This is a genomic window from Flavobacterium cerinum, from assembly GCF_004028155.1.
Classification (GTDB): Bacteria; Bacteroidota; Bacteroidia; order Flavobacteriales; family Flavobacteriaceae; genus Flavobacterium; species Flavobacterium cerinum.
On record NZ_SBII01000001.1, the window covers coordinates 498,352 to 515,885 of the forward strand.

A 17,534-nucleotide genomic window follows, 5' to 3' on the forward strand; every position below is an offset into this window, starting at 1 on the left:
ATACTGTTTTATTCAATATTATGACAAGATGACAGATGTTGATTTGTTATAAAATTGAGAACTATTAGAGCCAATAGGTAGATTTTTTAATGTTAACATTGTGTTGCGGATATCATAAAAATGATTTTTAAAATCACCAAAAAACCAATATTTAAAAAAATCATATACTTTTGCGACACAAAGAAAAGCAAGATGGCAAAGAATTTAGTGATAGTTGAGTCGCCTGCGAAGGCAAAAACCATAGAAAAATTTCTGGGAGCAGATTACCGGGTAGAGTCCAGTTATGGACACATTGCCGACCTGCCTTCCAAGGAGATAGGTGTAGATGTGGCAAATGGTTTTAAACCAAAATATGAGGTGTCTCCGGATAAAAAAGCATTGGTTAAGAAGCTTAAAGATCTCTCTAAATCGGCCGAAATGGTTTGGCTGGCGAGCGATGAAGACCGCGAGGGTGAGGCTATTGCATGGCACTTGGCGGAAGAATTGAAGCTTGATAAGTCTAAAACAAAGCGAATTGTTTTTCATGAGATCACAAAAACGGCAATACAAAAAGCAATCGAAAACCCAAGGGATATCGATTACAATCTTGTAAATGCACAACAGGCCCGTCGTGTACTTGACAGGCTGGTTGGATATGAGCTGTCTCCTGTTTTATGGAAAAAAGTAAAAAGCGGACTTTCAGCAGGAAGGGTACAATCAGTTTCTGTACGACTAATTGTAGAACGTGAACGTGAAATACAAAATTTTAATGCAGAGGGATCATATAGTATAACAGCAGAATTTGTAAACGAAGCAGGAAAAACGTTTAAAGCAAAACTGCCTAAAAACTTTGCGACAAAACAAGAAGCCCAGGATTTTTTAAATAAAAATATTGGGTCTATATATAAGGTGTCAGATCTTGAAACGAAACCGGCAAAAAAATCGCCGGCGGCACCATTTACTACTTCAACATTACAGCAGGAAGCAGCAAGGAAATTGTATCTTCCGGTAGGTGTTACTATGATGCTTGCACAGCGTTTGTATGAGGCCGGACTTATAACTTATATGAGAACCGATAGTGTTAACCTTTCACAGGAAGCTATGGGGGCTGCTGAGGCAGAGATCATCAGGTCTTATGGTAAAGAATTTAGCAGGCCTAGAAATTATGCTACTAAGAGTAAAGGGGCACAGGAGGCTCACGAGGCTATCCGTCCTACAGATATGTCCCGTCACACGGTAAATATAGATCGTGATCAGGCAAGATTGTATGATTTAATATGGAAGCGTACACTGGCTTCACAAATGAGTGATGCACAGCTGGAACGTACTAATGTTAAGATCGAGGCAAATAATCATAAAGAGATATTCGCTGCATCTGGTGAGGTATTGCTATTCGAAGGTTTCCTTAAAGTATATCTTGAAGGAAGTGATGATGAAGATATCGAGCAGGAAGGAATGCTGCCTGCATTAAGGATTAACGAAAAATTAAACAACAATTATATTACTGCTACCGAACGTTTTTCAAGACCGCCGGCTCGTTATACAGAAGCTGCGCTGGTTAAGAAACTGGAAGAGCTGGGTATTGGTAGACCATCTACTTATGCACCAACTATTTCTACGATTATCAACAGAAATTATGTTGAGAAAGGTGCTTTTGAAGGGCAGGAAAGAAAATACAGTCAGTTGATGTTGAAAGACAGTGCTGTTTCACAACAGGTGCTTTCGGAAAACGTAGGTTCTGACAAAGGAAAATTAGTGCCAACGGATATTGGGATTATTGTAAACGATTTCCTTGTAAATCATTTCGGAACTATTCTGGATTATAACTTTACAGCAAAAGTAGAGCAGGATTTCGATGAGATAGCTTCAGGTAACGAAGACTGGACAAAAATGATGAGTGATTTCTACGGGCATTTCCATCCTACGGTTCAGAATGTAGAGAAAAATGCAGAGAGAGAATCAGGTGAGCGTATTCTGGGTACTGATCCTAAAACGGGTAAGCCTGTAAGTGTGCGTTTAGGTAAGTTCGGTCCAATGGCTCAAATTGGAGATGCAGAGGATGAAGAGAAGCAGTTTGCAAGTTTATTGCCGGAACAAAATATAGGAAGTATAAAATTAGAAGAAGCGTTAGGTTTATTCCTGCTGCCTAAAAATCTTGGAGATTACCAGGGAGAAGAGGTAGAGGTTAATAATGGGCGTTTCGGTCCGTATGTGCGTTTTGGAAAAACATTTATCTCTTTACCTAAAGGAGAAGATCCATTAGATGTAACTATAGAAAGAGCAAAAGTGCTGATAGATGAAAAACTACAGGCAGATGCGCCTATTGGAACTTATAAGAACGAACCTATACAAAAAGGAGTAGGGCGTTTTGGTCCGTTTATTAAATGGAATGGTATATTTATTAATGTGAGCAAAAAATACAATTTTGATAACCTTTCACAATCAGATCTTACAGAACTGATTGAGGATAAACTTCAAAAAGATATTGATAAAGTACTGCATAACTGGGAAGACGAAGGTATTAAGGTAGAGAAAGCACGCTGGGGCCGATCAGTTATTACAAAAGGTAAGATCAAGATTGAGCTTAATAAAGATATAGATGCAACTAAATTAACGCTGGATCAGGTTAAGGTTATGATTGAGGAGAAAACTCCAGCTAAGAAAACGGCAGCTAAAAAAGCACCTGCTAAAAAAGCGCCCGTAAAGAAAACAGCAGTTAAAAAGAAATAAGTATGGTTTTTGATTTTTTACAACCTTTAGAAACAGACTTACTGGAATTTATTGCAGAGGGTTCGCCTCAGGCACTGGGTGATAAAACATCGTTTCATACCCAAGATCAGTTTCCTGATCTTGAAACAGCTGCAATTGCTATTGTAGGAGTTTTAGATAACAGAGGTGCGAACGACAAGAAAGACCATCATATGCACCTTAATTATATCAGAAAAGAGTTCTACGGGCTTTTTCCGGGCAACTGGGTAAAACCGATAGTTGATCTGGGTAATATTCCGGCAGGAGAAAGCCAGCAGGATACTTATTTTGCATTAAAGAGTATTGTTGCCGAACTTATAAAACTAGGCATAGTTCCCGTAATAATAGGCGGTTCACAGGATTTGTCTTATGCAATGTATCGTGCTTATGATAAGCTGGAGCAAATGGTAAATTTTGTTGCTATTGATAGCAAATTTGATTTTGGTAAACAGGATGAGCCATTGTCGGCTAGGTCATATCTTACAAGAATGATTGTCGATGAGCCAAATAATCTTTTCAACTATAGTAACCTCGGATATCAGACCTATTACAACTCCCAGGAAGAGATAGATTTGGTCGAAAAACTCTATTTTGATGCTTATCGACTAGGAGAAATATGCAATGATTCGACAATTTCAGAGCCAGTTTTCAGAGATGCAGACATCGTATGTGTTGATATGACGGCAGTTAAGTCCAGTGATTCGGGAAATATTGTTAAATTTATACCAAATGGTTTTGATGGCAAAGAAATTTGTACATTAGCACGCTATGCTGGGATAAGTGACAAGGTTACTTCTTTTGGAATTTTTAACCATGATGATACCCGGCAGGAATCTGCACTTGTAGCACAAGTGCTCTGGTATTTCATAGAAGGAGTACATTATCGTTCGAATGAATACCCATTTGGTAGTAAGGAGAATTATCTTAAATATATTGTACCAATGGAGGATGAGGAGCTTATATTTTATAAGAGCGACAAGACTGACAGATGGTGGATTGAGGTGCCTTTTGTATCTAATCTTAGCAATAAATTAAAAAGGAACACGTTATTACCATGTAATTACCAGGATTATTTAAGTGCCTGTAATAACGAATTTCCGGAGCGATTATGGAAAGCCCAAAGAAAAAACATTCTTTAACGTATTTGTTACAAAAATGATGTCTTTTCGCATAAGTATTCAATTGTTTACTTTTTGTTTAGGTTTTTTTAATAAAAAAATTGTTTTTTTGAAAATAAATAAATAGGTTTACGCCCTTAAAAATAGAATTACATTAACAACCCAATTTTATGAAGAAGTTCATTGCATTAACAGCAACTTTATCATTTTTAATCAGCTGTGGTTCCAGTGACCGAGGGGAACTCGTAGGTGTTAGAGGAAAAAAGTGGAGGCCTGAAAAGCCTTATGGTATGGCTTTAGTTCCGGGTGGCGCTTACATCATGGGTAAGGCTGACGATGACTTGGCTAACGTTCAGGATGCTCCTGCAAAAACAGTAACTGTGCGTTCATTTTACATGGACGAAACAGAGATTACAAACAGTGAGTATCGTCAGTTTGTTCAATGGGTGAAAGATTCAACAATCAGAACCAGGCTAGCTATTCTTGCAGATGAGCAAGGGCAGAAACCAGGGGCTGGTGGTATTGGAGAATTTGCGTTCAAAGATCAGGAGTCTACGGATAAACAATCAGCATATGATAAATATATGTATGAGAACTATTATAGCATAGGTACAGATGATGACATGTATGCTGGTAGAAAACTTAATCATAAAGCTAAGCTTATCACGGATCCTCAAAAATATCCGGATGAGTATTATGTAGAGGTTATGGATTCTATGTATTTGCCGGAATCTGAATCATTCAATGGCTTAAGGACTATTGATGTTTCTAAATTGGTATTCCGTTATTCTTGGATGGATATTCAGGCTGCGGCTAAGGATAAGTCTACTAAGAATACCAGAGCTAAGAGAAGTAAATACATGAGAAACGAGCAGGTTGAAGTGTATCCGGATACAACTGTATGGATCAAAGACTTTGCTTATTCTTACAATGAGCCAATGCACAATGACTATTTCTGGCACGATGCTTATGGAGAATATCCTGTAGTTGGTGTAACATGGCAAAAAGCTAAAGCGTTCTGCGCATGGAGAACACTTAATAAAAATACATACCAAAAAGCTAAAAAGAGACAACAGATCAACTCGTTCCGTTTGCCTACAGAAGCTGAGTGGGAGTTTGCTGCAAGAGGTGGACTGGCTTCGGCTACATTCCCTTGGGGTGGTCCTTATACTAAAAATGACAGAGGTTGTTTCTTAGCTAACTTTAAGCCAAACAGAGGTGATTATGCTGCAGATGGAGCATTGTATACTGTTGAAGCTAAATCATATGATCCAAACGATCATAACTTATACAACATGTCAGGTAACGTTGCAGAATGGACGGATTCATCTTACGATGCTTCTTCTTATGAATATGTTTCTACAATGAACCCTAACGTTCCGGATCAGTCTAATAAACGTAAAGTTATACGTGGTGGATCATGGAAAGATGTTGCTTACTTCCTTCAGGTGGGTACAAGAGATTGGGAATATGCTGACTCTGCAAGAAGTTATATTGGTTTCAGAACCGTTCAGGATTACATGGGTACTCAAAACACAGGTACCAACCAATAGATCAAAAATAACCAACTCGAATTTTTTGAATATTTAATTAACTTAACTAAAAACTAAAAATTATTTTATTATGGCACTACCTAAAAAAGTTATGAATTTTGCCTATGGTATGGGGGCAGCAGTTGTTATCATTGGAGCACTTTTCAAATTGATGCACTGGCCAGGAGCTAGTCCAATGCTTATCATTGGTCTTGGTGTTGAGGCTTTAATCTTCGGATTGTCTGCATTTGACCCTGTTGATAAAGAACTTGACTGGTCATTGGTATATCCAGAATTAGCAGGTGGTGATGCTAAGAAAAAAGATGCTAAAAAAGAAAACCCAGCTGAAGCTCAAGGTTTACTTTCTCAAAAACTTGATAACCTGTTAAAAGATGCTAAAATTGACGGTGCGTTAATGGAAAGCCTTGGTAACAGTATCAAAAACTTCGAATCTGCTGCTAAAGGAATTGCTCCTACAGTTGATTCAATTTCTTCTCAGAAAAAATATAGCGAAGAAATGTCTATGGCTGCTGCTCAAATGGAGTCATTAAACAGTCTTTACAAAGTACAATTAGAGAGCGCTACTCGTAATGCAGAAGCTAACTCTCAAATTGCTGACAATGCTTCTAAGCTGAAAGAACAGATGCAGGCTATGACTCAAAATATTGCTTCATTGAACAATGTTTACGGTGGTATGCTTTCTGCAATGGGAAACAAAGCCTAATTAGTACAAAATTTTAACACTAAAAACAAAGACACTAATTAGAAATGGCAGGAGGAAAATTAACCCCTAGACAAAAGATGATTAACCTGATGTATCTGGTTTTCATCGCAATGTTGGCTTTAAATATGTCAAAAGAAGTATTATCTGCTTTTGGCTTGATGAACGAACAATTTGAATCTTCTAACGTAGAAGCTACGAAGAATAATGATATGCTTTACTCGGCTCTTTCTGCTAAAGCAGCTGAGAACCCGTCATTTGCTTCAGCGAAGCAATTGTCAGATAAAGTAAAAGGTTTATCAAATGATTTCACTGCTTATATTGAAGGTTTAAAAGGTGATATCACAAAAGACATTGAGAAAGAAGCAAATGGAAAACTTCCATATGAGGCAATGGACAAAGGTGATAAAATTGATGAACAGTGGTTTGAAGGTGATGGTTACTCTAAAAAAGGTAAAGAAATCATTGCTACTATTGAAAAATATAAAGCTGACATGAAAGCTGTTATTGGTAATGATGTTAAGTATAAAGCTATTATCACTGAACTTGATAGTAAATTTAATACAGAAGATATCAAAGATGGCGAAGGTGTTAAAAAGAAATATCTTGATTACCACTTCAAAGGCTTCCCTTCAATTGCATCTTTAACTAAACTTTCTGCTATGCAGAATAATGCTAAAGTTATCGAGGCTAACGTTTATAACATTGCTCTTGGTAAGGCTGCGGTTGAATCGATGTCTATGAAAAACTATACTGCTTTAGTAGTACTTGATAAAAATGCTTACTTCCAAGGAGAAAAGGTTACAGGTAAAGTAGTTTTAGGTAGATATGATGAAAATACTAAGCCAATTGAATTCCATGGGCCTGGTAAAATTGATAAAGGTCAGGCTGTTATTGATATGACTGCTGGTAGTGTAGGTGAGCAAAAAATTAATGGTGAGTTTGTTTTCCTTGAAGATGGAAAAAAAGTGCCATTAAAATTTGAAGGAGCTTATGTAGTTGTACCAAGACCTAACTCTGCTACAATCTCTGCTGATAAAATGAACTCTGTTTACCGTGGTGTTGAAAACCCAATGACAGTTTCATTTGCAGGTGTACCTGATAGCGATGTTAAAGCAAATGCTGCAGGTTCTTGGAGATCTACAGGTAAAGGTAAATACAACTGGGTTGTAACAGGTGTAGCTGGTAAAACGGCTATGATCAATGTTACTGCAAAATTATCTGATGGTAAAGTTGTTACTGATAAGAGAGAATTCAACATTAGAGAAATTCCTTCTCCACAGCCAGAACTTAGAGGTAAGACCGGTTCTGCTAAAGGTAACAAGAATGACCTAGCGTCATCAACTGTTAGAGTTGCATTCCCTGATTTCGTATTTGATGTTAGAACAAATGTTCTTTCTTTTGAAGTTTATATTCCTGGAGCTGGTACAATTATTTGTACAGGTGACAAGTTTAGTGGAGCAGCTTTAGCAGCTATCGCAAAAACTAAAAGAGGAGATGTTGTAACCATCAATAATATTAAGACAAGTATTATAGGTGCCCCAGGTTATATTCCTAGAGGATCTACTTCTTTTGCTTGGGAAGTACAATAATTTGAGTTAAAAGAACGTTTTTCTTTTACAGTTTAAAAATTAAACAATGAATAGTAGAAATTTTTTATTAGCGGCTTTATTCTTTACTGGTATGGCTACCTCTTTTGGTCAGTCTAACCTACTTAATGCAAAAACGCCGGATGAAATAGGTAAAAAAACTGCAGAGCAGGACTCATTAGATAATGACAAACCACTACCTTACGGTTATGTGGGTGATAGAGATGTTTTGCTTGCCAGAAAAGTTTGGGAAGTTATAGATCTTGATCAAAGGATTAACTTTCCTATGTATTTTCCTATTGAGGATAATATAGGCAGCGATAGAAGATCTTTATTCAGTGTTTTAATTTCAGCGATCAAAGATGGTTCTCTTACTGAGGTATATGATGATTCATATTTCAAAACCAAAAAAACAGGCACTGATATTGAGTCTGCTTTCCACTTCGTTGAATTAAACGATTATGGTCGTGATGTAATGAACCAAAACCCTGGTAAGACTGAAGAAGCTCTTAAAGCTAAAGGCTTACTAACTGCAGAACATTATACTACATCTGATCTTACAGGTGCTGATGTTACCAAATATAAAATTGTTGGTACATGGTACTTTGATAAAAGACAAGGTGAAATGAAGTATAGAATTCTTGGTATTTGTCCAATGGCTGTTGATGCTATTACTAAATTAAGAGTTGGATCTGAAGCTGAGGCTATCGAACTTTTCTGGGTGTTTTATCCAGGAGCAAGAGACGTATTACATGAAGCGAAAGCTTTCAATGAAAGAAACTCTGCGATGCCTATCACTTTTGATCACTTGCTAAACTCTAGACGTTTTACTGCTACAATTGTAAAAGAAGAGAACGTTTATGGTGACAGACTTATCGAGGATTACTTAAAAGATAACTCACAAATGCAATTGCTTGAGGCAGAGCGTATCAAAGATAAGATACGTAACTTTGAGCAGGATATGTGGAATTACTAATTAAGTATATTCTTCAAAATAATAAAAACTCTTACCCTAGTGGTAAGAGTTTTTTTATTTTTACACTATGAAAGATTTTATCATTGTTGGCGCAGGACTTGCAGGGATGAGCTTTGCTGAGACTGCTTTTTTAAATAATAAAACGTTTACAGTTATTAGTGATAATTCACAAAACTCATCACGTGTAGCTGCTGGATTGTATAATCCGGTTATATTAAAGCGCTTTAGTTTGCCACAGGATGCTGCGGAGCATTTAGCATTTATCGGGCCTTTTTATCAAAGAATTCAGGACCGCCTTGATGTTGTATTTGACCATCAATTGCCGGTTTATAGAAAATTCGCATCCGTTGAGGAACAAAACAATTGGTTTCAGGCAATGGATAAACCTGCTCTTGAACCTTTTTTATCACCCGATGTTATACATAACCAATATTTATCACTTCCTTCTCCATTTGGTTTTGGTAAAGTGCTTCACACCGGATATGTGGATACTATTGTTTTACTGGAAGCCTATCGAGAGTATTTAATAGATCAGGAGTGTTTTATTAATGATACTTTTGATTATAATGGATTAACTGTTGAAGAAGACTGCATCCTATATAAAGGAGTAAAAGCACAGCATATTGTTTTCGCTGAAGGTTTTGGTATCCATAGCAATCCTTATTTTAAACATTTACCACTGGATGGTACAAAAGGTGAGCTTTTAGTCATTAAAGCACCACATCTGAAATTGGACATCGCCATTAATGCCAGTATCTTTATATTGCCAATGGGCAATGATATTTATAAGGTTGGTGCTACTTATGAATGGTATGATAAAACTGCTGATCCTACTGAAGCAGGGAAAAATGAATTAGTTGAGAAACTGAATGAGTTAATTTCGTGTGATTATGAAATTTTAGAACATTTAGCAGGCATTCGACCTACAGTAAAGGATAGAAAGCCATTAATTGGCACTCATCCGCAGTACAAGAATGTCCATTTGCTAAATGGCTTGGGTACAAGGGGTGTTATGCTTGGTCCACCAATGGCAAAAGAATTATATGATTCCATAATTTCTGGCAATCCTGTAAGAAGAGAAATAGGCTTACAGCGTTTTAAGAATCAATAGTGTCTTTCCTGTCCTTTTTATAGCTTACAAAAAAGTTGATCCATATGTTTCTTGATAAACGCATATTAATAGGCATAAGAATTATTAATGCTGCTACTATCGCAAAGAAGGCTTCTTTTAGTCCCGATCCTATAAATACATAAGAAATGATGAAGGCTGCAACTCCAATTGCAACGCCTAAAGCATAACTTACATACATGGCTCCGTAAAAGAATGAGGGTTCGATTTTATAAAGTTGTCCACAATGACTACATTTGTCGTGCATTTTATAAATATTGCCCAAATTGTAAGGGTTTTTATCCAAATACATGCTTTCCTCATGACACCGGGGACAGCACCCGGTAAAAATGCTATATAGTTTGGATCCTTTTTTTAACATTTGAAAAAATTTGTTGTTATAACAAATTTACGATTTTAATTACACAAAAAAACAATGCTTAATATACATAATTTATCAGTTTCTTTTGGAGGAACATATTTGTTCGAAGAAGTAACTTTCAGACTTGGTGCCGGTGACAGGGTAGGTCTTGTGGGCAAAAATGGTGCAGGAAAATCGACCATGCTGAAAATACTATCTGGAGAACAGCCTTCAGACTCTGGAGTTATTGCTACAGAAAAAGAAATACGATTAGGTTTCCTTAAACAGGATATCGATTTTGTAAAAGGGCGTACTGTACTGGAAGAAGCCTATCAGGCTTTTGAAGAAATAAAAAGAGCAGAAGGTAAAATAGAACATATCAACCATCAATTGGTAACACGTACTGACTATGAGAGTGAGGAGTATTCTAAACTTATAGAAGACCTTAGCGATCATACGCATCATTACGAAATCCTTGGTGGTTATAACTATGTTGGTGATACTGAGAAAATCCTTTTAGGACTTGGTTTCAAACGTGAGGATTTTGATAAAGAAACCGATACTTTCTCCGGTGGATGGCGTATGCGTATCGAACTGGCAAAATTATTATTACAATCGAATGATGTATTGCTGCTGGATGAGCCTACCAACCACCTTGATATTGAGAGTATCATTTGGTTAGAGTCTTTCCTGAGGAATTATGCCGGAGTTGTGGTTATTGTATCACACGATAAGATGTTCCTTGATAATGTAACGAATAGGACTATTGAGATCTCTCTGGGTAAAATTTATGATTTTAATAAACCATATACCGAATACCTTGATCTTAGGCATGAGATCAGAGAGAAGCAATTGGCTACCCAGAAAAACCAGGAGAAAAAAATAGAGCAGACTGAAAAACTGATTGAGAAGTTTAGAGCAAAAGCATCTAAGGCATCAATGGCGCAGTCACTGATCAAGAAACTGGATAAGGTAGAACGTATTGAAGTGGATGAAGATGATAATTCGGTAATGAATATCTCTTTTCCGGTTTCAATGACACCAGGCCGCGTTGTTGTGGAAGCAGAACAGGTAACTAAAAAATATGGGGATAAAACCATATTAAAAGATATTGATCTATTAGTAGAACGTGGTAGTAAGATTGCTTTCGTTGGTCAGAATGGTCAGGGAAAATCTACTTTTATAAAAGCGATTACTAAAGATATTGATTATACCGGAGTGATTAAGCTTGGACATAATGTTCAGCTGGGATATTTTGCTCAAAACCAGGCAGAATACCTTGATGGTGAAATTACACTTCTTGAAACCATGCAGCATGCGGCAACCGACTCTAATAGGGCTAAGGTGCGCGATATGCTGGGCTCTTTCCTGTTTAGGGGTGACGATGTAGAGAAAAAGGTAAAAGTGCTCTCTGGGGGCGAAAGAAACCGTTTGGCACTTTGTAAGTTGTTGTTGCAGCCTATTAACGTGCTTGTAATGGATGAGCCTACCAATCACCTTGATATTAAGTCAAAGAATGTGCTTAAAGCAGCACTTCAAAAGTTTGAGGGTACATTGCTTTTGGTATCTCACGACAGGGACTTCCTTCAGGGGATGTCTAACATAGTATACGAGTTCAAAGACCAGAAAATAAGAGAATATCTGGGTGATATTAACTATTACCTTGAACAGCGTAACCTGCAGAACATGCGTGAGGTTGAGAAAAAAGATGTAGTTGCTAAAGAGGCTCCTAAAGAGAACAAGCAATTGTCATATCAGGATCAAAAGAAAAATAAGACACTTCAGAATAAGCTTAGTAAAATTGAAAGCCAGATCAAAGAAGTAGAGAATCAGATTCAAAAAGATGATAAACTGCTGGCTGCTAATTATGACAAACTAATGGCGGATGCTGCATTTTTTACAGCATACGAAAACAAGAAAAAAGAACTGGACAAACTAATGCAGGATTGGGAAGTTGTTCAGGAAGATATTGATAATGCATAAAAAAAGTCCCGCCTTGGCGGGACTTTTTTTTATTCTTTTTTAATTTCGACTTCTGTTTTTTTCTTGGAGATGGTAATGTTGTTTTTGTTTTCTCCTTTTTTGTTCTTAACGCTTATTCCGTCACTGCCTATACTTACTGATGTACCATCTTTCTCTTCTTCAGTAGTAGTGGTTACAGCCGTTGTTTTTTTAACCTGAGGCTCAGGAGCTGGCGGCGGTGCAGGATCTTCCACCGGTGGTGGAACTGGCTGTGGTACCGGCTCTTCTTTCTTTTTGCAGGATGCCATTAGTAATAATGCAAATCCGGCCATAATGAGTACTTTTTTCATTCTAAGATTCCTTAAAGGTTATGGTATTAAAATTACTTAATTAAAGATACCTTTTGCTTAAATGAAACTTAAATTATTGATTAATATGAAAATGTACATTTATTCAGCAATTATTTAACTGGTTCACGTAAGATTGTCTTCAGTTTATCAGGGCTGGTTTTTCTAAAGTCAGAAAGGTATATTTCGTGGTGCAGGCCATTTCTGGATAAATTGTTTGCTAGAATAAAATCATTGATACGGTTTAGTGTTTCGGGTTCTTTATTAAAAGGCCCCACATGCAATGCCTGAACACATTTTCCTTCTTCTAAAAAGAACAAATGGATGTCTTTTACCTCAGGGATCAGTTTTTTGGCAGCCGTATTGGCAACAACCTGTTCTATAACTTCGGCTGTAACAAAATCCGGCATACGAATCATAAGGCGGTATTCCCACTCACTTCGTTTTACTTTTTGTGGAGCTTCATCAATGGTCAGGTCTTTGTATAATGTTTCATCATACCACCATAAACCTTCGAGCTTGGGTACGACAAAATCATTTTTTAAGGCTTTGTAGATGAACTTAATAGCATATGCCGTTGCATAAAGCGCTTCAATGGCATCTGAAAAGCCTTTTAAGCTTGGGTCTCCTTTGCCTAAGATAGCTAAATACTGTGTTTTTTCAAAAGTAACGATTTTAGGGGTTTCTGTCGCGGAGTAGTAGCTTTTGTAAAGTTTGGTAAGGTCTGATTTTTCCATGGTTGTATCGAAATTTGGCGCAAATTAATCCGGGCTAATGACAACAGTATGTCAGCATGATTAATTAAAAAACGAAAAAATGATAACGTAGTTATGAAATTAACCCAATAGCTGTAGAATGCTCTATAGCATCGCTGCTGTTCTTAAAATAACAGGCGGAAACACCAATAGATTCTATATTTTTTAATACTTTAGTGACTTCGCTTTTTTTGTGAGAGCCTGTCTGCCTGATGTATACTGCCCTTACTGTAAGAGGGAATATTTTACAAATGTCCTGATACAAAATAGGATCATGTTGGGAATCGTCGCCCAGTAGTACATATTCCAGATGTGGGTAAAATTCCAATATGTGTTTTATTTTGTCAAACTTATGATTGTGGCTGCCTCGCCCCGTAAAGAAAAAATCGGTCAGGCTGGTTTTAATATCCTTTAGGAGTAAAACGGCACGTGGCAATTCATGTTTTTCGGTAAATTTTACGATAAATTTATACAGGTTCCACTCGCTGCTGGATACATAAAAAAAAGCATTCTTCTCGTCCTTTTTGTTTCTTCCGGCCGTGCTTAATGCCTGATAATGGGGAACTACATCTTCAAATATCCTTCGGTCATTGATATTCTTCCAGAGCAGGATGTAAAGTTTTTTAAAAGGATTCCGCGTATGTGATACCAAAAAGGTGTCATCAATATCTGATATAAAACCAAGATTACCTTCATGAGGCCTTATAAAGGTTCCCTTTTCACGAATTTCCTGCCCTCTGTAAACAGTGCTTACATGGTAATCATTCCATCCATATCCGGTGTGGTCTTTCTTTTTTAATGGAATACAGAATTTAAAATAACCATCGTTAAGTGTTTTGGTGTGGATTTTTTCTCCATCATGTTCCAGGTATACACTGGTATTGGCAATTGTTTTTACCCTGAACATTCGTATTATAGAGCGTGCATTTTTAAAACGTTTCTTTTCAAATTCATAATTCCCGGCTGTACTTGGCTTAAAAACATGGCCAAATACAATTAATTCCTGCTCGTTGGCATATCCGCGGTAGAGTTTTAAAATGGGTTTCATGAAAATTTATAGATTTGATAAGAGTTTTGACACTCCAATTTAATTAAATTTAATAAAAAATATCGGGATGAAGGGTCAAAAGAAGTTTTTGTTGGTAGTAAATCCAATTGCCGGAGGAAATGATAAGTCTGGATTAGTTACCGCAGCCCGTGAATATGCTGACAGGGAACACATTGAGTTAATAGAGTTTGAAACTACAGGGAAAAATGATGAAAGCCATATAAAAAAGTTATATGAAGAGCATGAGCCCGAGCGCATACTTGTGGCTGGTGGTGATGGGACAGTTAAGATTGTTGCCGAAGCAGTAGGGCAGTATGATGTAATCATTGGAGTACTTCCGTCAGGTTCGGCAAACGGACTTTCGGTCGATTTAAAATTGCCTACTGATGTTGAAGAAAATCTAAAGGTAGCCTTTCATGGGAGATCTATGGAAATGGATATGGTTTGCATTAACGATAAAAAGAGCCTGCATCTAAGTGATATTGGTGTTAATGCTGAACTGATCCGTAATTATGAAGGCAGCAGCATTCGCGGTAAATTAGGCTATGCGCTGCATGCTATAAATACGTTGACCGATCTTGAAGATCCTTTTCAGGTAACAATAAAAGCCAATGGGAAAACGGTTGAAACGGAAGCCAGGATGGTTGTTATTGCCAATACACAAAAGTATGGGACGGGAGTAACTATCAATCCGATTGGGCTAATGGATGACGGTAAGTTTGAAGTAGTGATTCTTAAAAACCTTGACCTTTTTTTTATAGGTAAGATATTAACGGGCAATATGCCTATTGATAGCGACGAAGATGTAGAGATTATTTCTACCGAAGAAGCTGTGATAACCACAAATTTCCCCGTTTGTTTCCAGATAGATGGCGAGTATTGTGGCGAAGTTGATAAGCTTGACGTGAAAATACTGCACAGGCAGATGAGGGTAGCGGTACCTTAACTATTTAAAAGGACTGCGTTCTTTCCATTCCACTTTAGGATCGAAGTAAGGGAAAAGTTTTGCCATAAAATAATTCAGGATGGGGTTGGTGTGTTTTATCACACCATACACCTGTTCTGCAACAGCGCCTACAGAACTTTTTATTTCCATAGCTGAACGCGCGAAGATTACATGCGAAAATTGCTTTTTAATAGCATATCCTATCATATCATAAAGCATATTGAGGTACAGCATTTTTTCTTTTTGAATGCTGTCATCATAGCCTAAAAAGTAGGTATCCATATCGTTGTTATTCTTTACAAGGGTATTGAATCCAACTAATTCACCATTGATAAAATAGCCGTAAAACAAAAAGTCATCCTGAAGTTGCTGCTTGAATACCTCAAAATGGTTTTTAGGCAGGTGGAAGGTATTAAACGATGCATTTTGAGCAACCGTCATATACAGTTCATGTATTCGCTCCTGCTGCTGGTTTATTTCTTCTATCGTTAGTTTTCGCTTCTCAATTCCTTCTGCTTTTTTACGGGCACGATTGTATTGGGTGCGGTACTTGGTATTCATATCGGCAAGATAGTCTTCGATAGAATGCCAGTTTTCCCGAATGTTGAAGATCATATTCGGTTGCGTACAAAATTGGTAGTAGTTTTTATACCCTACAGCTTTAAAGTTGGGCAGCTCGCTCTCATTAAAATCTTTAACAGCAAGCAGATTGACGTAAATGCATTTCTTCCTGTATTCCCGTTTTAATTGTTGTAATACATCTTCAAATAGTCGTAAAGCATCCTTTTCGGCAATAGCATCATTTAATAAGTAAGCATTTTGTCCGGTAAGAGTATTGTTGCCAATAACAATAATGTGCGATGAAAATTTTTTAAACAGATAATCTTTTAAGCAAAAGCTGTTCTTTTCTTCTACAAATGTATTAATACGCCTGAGGTTAATGTACTGGGCAAGTGCTATACCGCAAAGAACGTTGTTGTTATACAATCCAATAAAATGGCATTGCATATTGTCGGGAGCGGCTTTTTCAAGCACAGCAAGGTAATAGCGCGAAAGAAAAACATTTTTTTCGGCAATTGTATCCCATTCTTCCGGCAGCTGTGCAGAAGAATTGTAAAGTGTATAAGACAGGTTATGCTTCAAGGTAAATAAAGTAAAAATCTCCCGAAGGAGATTTTGTATCATTAATTTGCAAAGATATTATTTCCATGCACAAACTATGCCACCCATTATAGTAAGACAAACGGTAAAGTAACCTGCATTGATAAGGATGTATCTCCAGCTTTTTCTTTCAAAAAGTGCATTGATGCCTACCATGGGTAATGCAAGGAAAAGTCCTGTCATAAAACCGTGAAGCATTCCATGTTTAAAAGTTCTGTAAGCCTCTCCATAATCTGCCATGAAAGCGGCATAGGACGGTTTTGCTAAGGTTGGATCTGCTCCTATCATACCTAAAGCACCATATTGATGGATAACGATTGGCTGTAGTATAAAGGCGATCAAAAATGAAAAAAAGAAAGTAAGCCCGAATACTTTAAACATATTAGAACCCTTTGCTTTTTCTTCGGTCATACCGGTTTCTTTCATCCAGATAGTACCAAAAACCTTAGGATTGTACCAGATAAAACCTATTGGCAATGTTACGAGTGCAGCTACAAGAACGGCTAAGAAATTGATTTCCATAATTTTGTTTTTTTGTTGCTTGGTGTAACAAAAGTATATTTTTTTATGAAGATAAATTTCAAATCCTCAAACAATTATGAGTTTGAGTTTATGAATTTGGTGAAGTTCCATAGTGATCTATTCTTAAGGTAGTTACTGTTGGTTTCCTCGGCGTAGGCTTCGCGTTCAAAGCTAATATTCCGGTATGCTTTGTTTTTGTTACGATAAGCGATAAGACGGAGTAAGTATTCGGCTACATACCAAATGTAAAAAGGGAGAATAAGCAGTTCTGCCTGCTGGCGCAGGTGTATTTTTTCATGGTTGATCAGTACGGCGTTTTCCTGAAGCTTTTTATCCCTAAGAAGGACAAATGGAAAAATAGCCATTGCTGTATAACCTTTCGGGATTAAATATTTAGATGCAATTAGTATCATTAGATGTAAAGTTCATAAATTTGCGCATATGAGTGGGCATAATTCTGAAAATAAATTAATAGAAGGTGAAGATTATTACCTTACGCCGGAAGGCTATAAGGTATTCACCGAGAAATTTCATTTAAAACGCGGCTTTTGTTGTAAAAATGGCTGCCGCCACTGCCCGTATGGGTTTGATAAAAAAACTGGGACAAATAAAAAGTAAACAGAGTAAGTAGTGAGCAGGCTAATAGGCCTGAACACTAAGC

At 37.1% G+C, this 17,534-nt stretch carries 17 protein-coding genes; 10 read left to right on the top strand and 7 right to left on the bottom strand.

The genetic code is table 11. The annotated features are described in order from the left end of the window. Positions 1-192 precede the first annotated feature (192 nt). The 7 genes from topA to EPI11_RS02325 all read left to right on the top strand — a co-directional run bounded on the left by topA (position 193) and on the right by EPI11_RS02325 (position 9,774). Positions 193-2,709 carry a type I DNA topoisomerase gene (topA, locus tag EPI11_RS02295; protein WP_128388338.1) on the top strand — a complete coding sequence of 839 codons (2,517 nt, stop codon included), beginning with the start codon at positions 193-195 and terminating at the stop codon, positions 2,707-2,709. 2 nt (positions 2,710-2,711) lie between these two features. Next, a complete protein-coding gene (locus EPI11_RS02300; RefSeq protein WP_128388339.1) occupies positions 2,712-3,866 on the top strand; it encodes a formimidoylglutamase in 1,155 nt (384 codons plus the stop codon). A 149-nt stretch (positions 3,867-4,015) separates the two neighbouring features. Further along, positions 4,016-5,398 carry a T9SS ring complex lipoprotein PorK/GldK gene (gene porK, locus EPI11_RS02305; protein ID WP_128388340.1) on the top strand — a complete coding sequence of 461 codons (1,383 nt, stop codon included), beginning with the start codon at positions 4,016-4,018 and terminating at the stop codon, positions 5,396-5,398. 67 nt (positions 5,399-5,465) lie between these two features. Then, positions 5,466-6,101 (top strand): type IX secretion system motor protein PorL/GldL, encoded by a 636-nt coding sequence (gene porL / locus EPI11_RS02310; RefSeq protein WP_128388341.1) that lies wholly within the window; start codon positions 5,466-5,468, stop codon positions 6,099-6,101. Between the two features lie 44 nt (positions 6,102-6,145). After that, positions 6,146-7,690 (top strand): type IX secretion system motor protein PorM/GldM, encoded by a 1,545-nt coding sequence (gene porM, locus EPI11_RS02315; RefSeq protein ID WP_128388342.1) that lies wholly within the window; start codon positions 6,146-6,148, stop codon positions 7,688-7,690. A gap of 46 nt (positions 7,691-7,736) precedes the next feature. After that, on the top strand, positions 7,737-8,663 hold the full coding sequence (gene porN / locus EPI11_RS02320; protein ID WP_128388343.1) for a type IX secretion system ring subunit PorN/GldN: 927 nt from the start codon (positions 7,737-7,739) through the stop codon (positions 8,661-8,663). A 67-nt stretch (positions 8,664-8,730) separates the two neighbouring features. Next, entirely contained in the window at positions 8,731-9,774 is a 1,044-nt protein-coding gene (locus tag EPI11_RS02325) for an NAD(P)/FAD-dependent oxidoreductase (protein WP_128388344.1), read from the top strand. Here EPI11_RS02325 and EPI11_RS02330 read toward each other — a convergent pair. Next, positions 9,761-10,153 carry a DUF983 domain-containing protein gene (locus EPI11_RS02330; protein WP_128388345.1) on the bottom strand — a complete coding sequence of 131 codons (393 nt, stop codon included), beginning with the start codon at positions 10,151-10,153 and terminating at the stop codon, positions 9,761-9,763. The genes EPI11_RS02325 and EPI11_RS02330 overlap by 14 nt on opposite strands. A gap of 54 nt (positions 10,154-10,207) precedes the next feature. Here EPI11_RS02330 and abc-f point away from each other — a divergent pair, with 54 nt between their 5' ends. Next, positions 10,208-12,115, top strand: a complete 1,908-nt coding sequence (abc-f, locus tag EPI11_RS02335) for a ribosomal protection-like ABC-F family protein (RefSeq protein ID WP_128388346.1) — start codon at positions 10,208-10,210, stop codon at positions 12,113-12,115. Between the two features lie 29 nt (positions 12,116-12,144). Here abc-f and EPI11_RS02340 read toward each other — a convergent pair whose 3' ends face one another. The 3 genes from EPI11_RS02340 to EPI11_RS02350 form a co-directional block, all read right to left on the bottom strand. After that, positions 12,145-12,444, bottom strand: coding sequence for a hypothetical protein (locus tag EPI11_RS02340; protein WP_128388347.1), 300 nt, complete (start codon positions 12,442-12,444; stop codon positions 12,145-12,147). 110 nt (positions 12,445-12,554) lie between these two features. After that, positions 12,555-13,178, bottom strand: coding sequence for a GyrI-like domain-containing protein (locus EPI11_RS02345; protein WP_128388348.1), 624 nt, complete (start codon positions 13,176-13,178; stop codon positions 12,555-12,557). 91 nt (positions 13,179-13,269) lie between these two features. After that, complete coding sequence (locus tag EPI11_RS02350) at positions 13,270-14,244, bottom strand: App1 family protein (RefSeq protein WP_128388349.1); 975 nt, start codon at positions 14,242-14,244, stop codon at positions 13,270-13,272. 67 nt (positions 14,245-14,311) lie between these two features. Here EPI11_RS02350 and EPI11_RS02355 point away from each other — a divergent pair, with 67 nt between their 5' ends. Next, positions 14,312-15,190, top strand: a complete 879-nt coding sequence (locus EPI11_RS02355) for a diacylglycerol/lipid kinase family protein (protein ID WP_128388350.1) — start codon at positions 14,312-14,314, stop codon at positions 15,188-15,190. Here EPI11_RS02355 and EPI11_RS02360 read toward each other — a convergent pair whose 3' ends face one another. From EPI11_RS02360 to EPI11_RS02370, 3 genes are all read right to left on the bottom strand, one after another. Then, positions 15,191-16,333, bottom strand: coding sequence for a GNAT family N-acetyltransferase (locus EPI11_RS02360; RefSeq protein ID WP_241657563.1), 1,143 nt, complete (start codon positions 16,331-16,333; stop codon positions 15,191-15,193). It lies immediately after the preceding gene. 57 nt (positions 16,334-16,390) lie between these two features. After that, positions 16,391-16,873 carry a DUF1761 domain-containing protein gene (locus EPI11_RS02365; RefSeq protein ID WP_128388352.1) on the bottom strand — a complete coding sequence of 161 codons (483 nt, stop codon included), beginning with the start codon at positions 16,871-16,873 and terminating at the stop codon, positions 16,391-16,393. 74 nt (positions 16,874-16,947) lie between these two features. Then, complete coding sequence (locus tag EPI11_RS02370; RefSeq protein WP_128388456.1) at positions 16,948-17,283, bottom strand: hypothetical protein; 336 nt, start codon at positions 17,281-17,283, stop codon at positions 16,948-16,950. A gap of 31 nt (positions 17,284-17,314) precedes the next feature. On the opposite strand from EPI11_RS02370, the gene EPI11_RS18915 reads away from it, so the two are divergent. Next, positions 17,315-17,491, top strand: a complete 177-nt coding sequence (locus EPI11_RS18915) for a DUF5522 domain-containing protein (protein ID WP_164879096.1) — start codon at positions 17,315-17,317, stop codon at positions 17,489-17,491. The last annotated feature ends 43 nt before the right edge of the window (positions 17,492-17,534 follow it).

What these genes read in the sequence shown, in the direction of transcription:
- EPI11_RS02300 (WP_128388339.1), top strand. Translation starts at nt 2,712, where the DNA reads ATGGTTTTTGATTTTTTACAACCTTTAGAAACAGACTTACTGGAATTT.
- porM (WP_128388342.1), top strand. Translation starts at nt 6,146, where the DNA reads ATGGCAGGAGGAAAATTAACCCCTAGACAAAAGATGATTAACCTGATG.
- EPI11_RS18915 (WP_164879096.1), top strand. Translation starts at nt 17,315, where the DNA reads ATGAGTGGGCATAATTCTGAAAATAAATTAATAGAAGGTGAAGATTAT.
- EPI11_RS02325 (WP_128388344.1), top strand. Translation starts at nt 8,731, where the DNA reads ATGAAAGATTTTATCATTGTTGGCGCAGGACTTGCAGGGATGAGCTTT.
- EPI11_RS02345 (WP_128388348.1), bottom strand. Translation starts at nt 13,178, where the DNA reads ATGGAAAAATCAGACCTTACCAAACTTTACAAAAGCTACTACTCCGCG.
- EPI11_RS02365 (WP_128388352.1), bottom strand. Translation starts at nt 16,873, where the DNA reads ATGGAAATCAATTTCTTAGCCGTTCTTGTAGCTGCACTCGTAACATTG.
- EPI11_RS02350 (WP_128388349.1), bottom strand. Translation starts at nt 14,244, where the DNA reads ATGAAACCCATTTTAAAACTCTACCGCGGATATGCCAACGAGCAGGAA.
- abc-f (WP_128388346.1), top strand. Translation starts at nt 10,208, where the DNA reads ATGCTTAATATACATAATTTATCAGTTTCTTTTGGAGGAACATATTTG.
- EPI11_RS02330 (WP_128388345.1), bottom strand. Translation starts at nt 10,153, where the DNA reads ATGTTAAAAAAAGGATCCAAACTATATAGCATTTTTACCGGGTGCTGT.
- EPI11_RS02340 (WP_128388347.1), bottom strand. Translation starts at nt 12,444, where the DNA reads ATGAAAAAAGTACTCATTATGGCCGGATTTGCATTATTACTAATGGCA.
- porN (WP_128388343.1), top strand. Translation starts at nt 7,737, where the DNA reads ATGAATAGTAGAAATTTTTTATTAGCGGCTTTATTCTTTACTGGTATG.
- porK (WP_128388340.1), top strand. Translation starts at nt 4,016, where the DNA reads ATGAAGAAGTTCATTGCATTAACAGCAACTTTATCATTTTTAATCAGC.
- topA (WP_128388338.1), top strand. Translation starts at nt 193, where the DNA reads ATGGCAAAGAATTTAGTGATAGTTGAGTCGCCTGCGAAGGCAAAAACC.
- EPI11_RS02355 (WP_128388350.1), top strand. Translation starts at nt 14,312, where the DNA reads ATGAAGGGTCAAAAGAAGTTTTTGTTGGTAGTAAATCCAATTGCCGGA.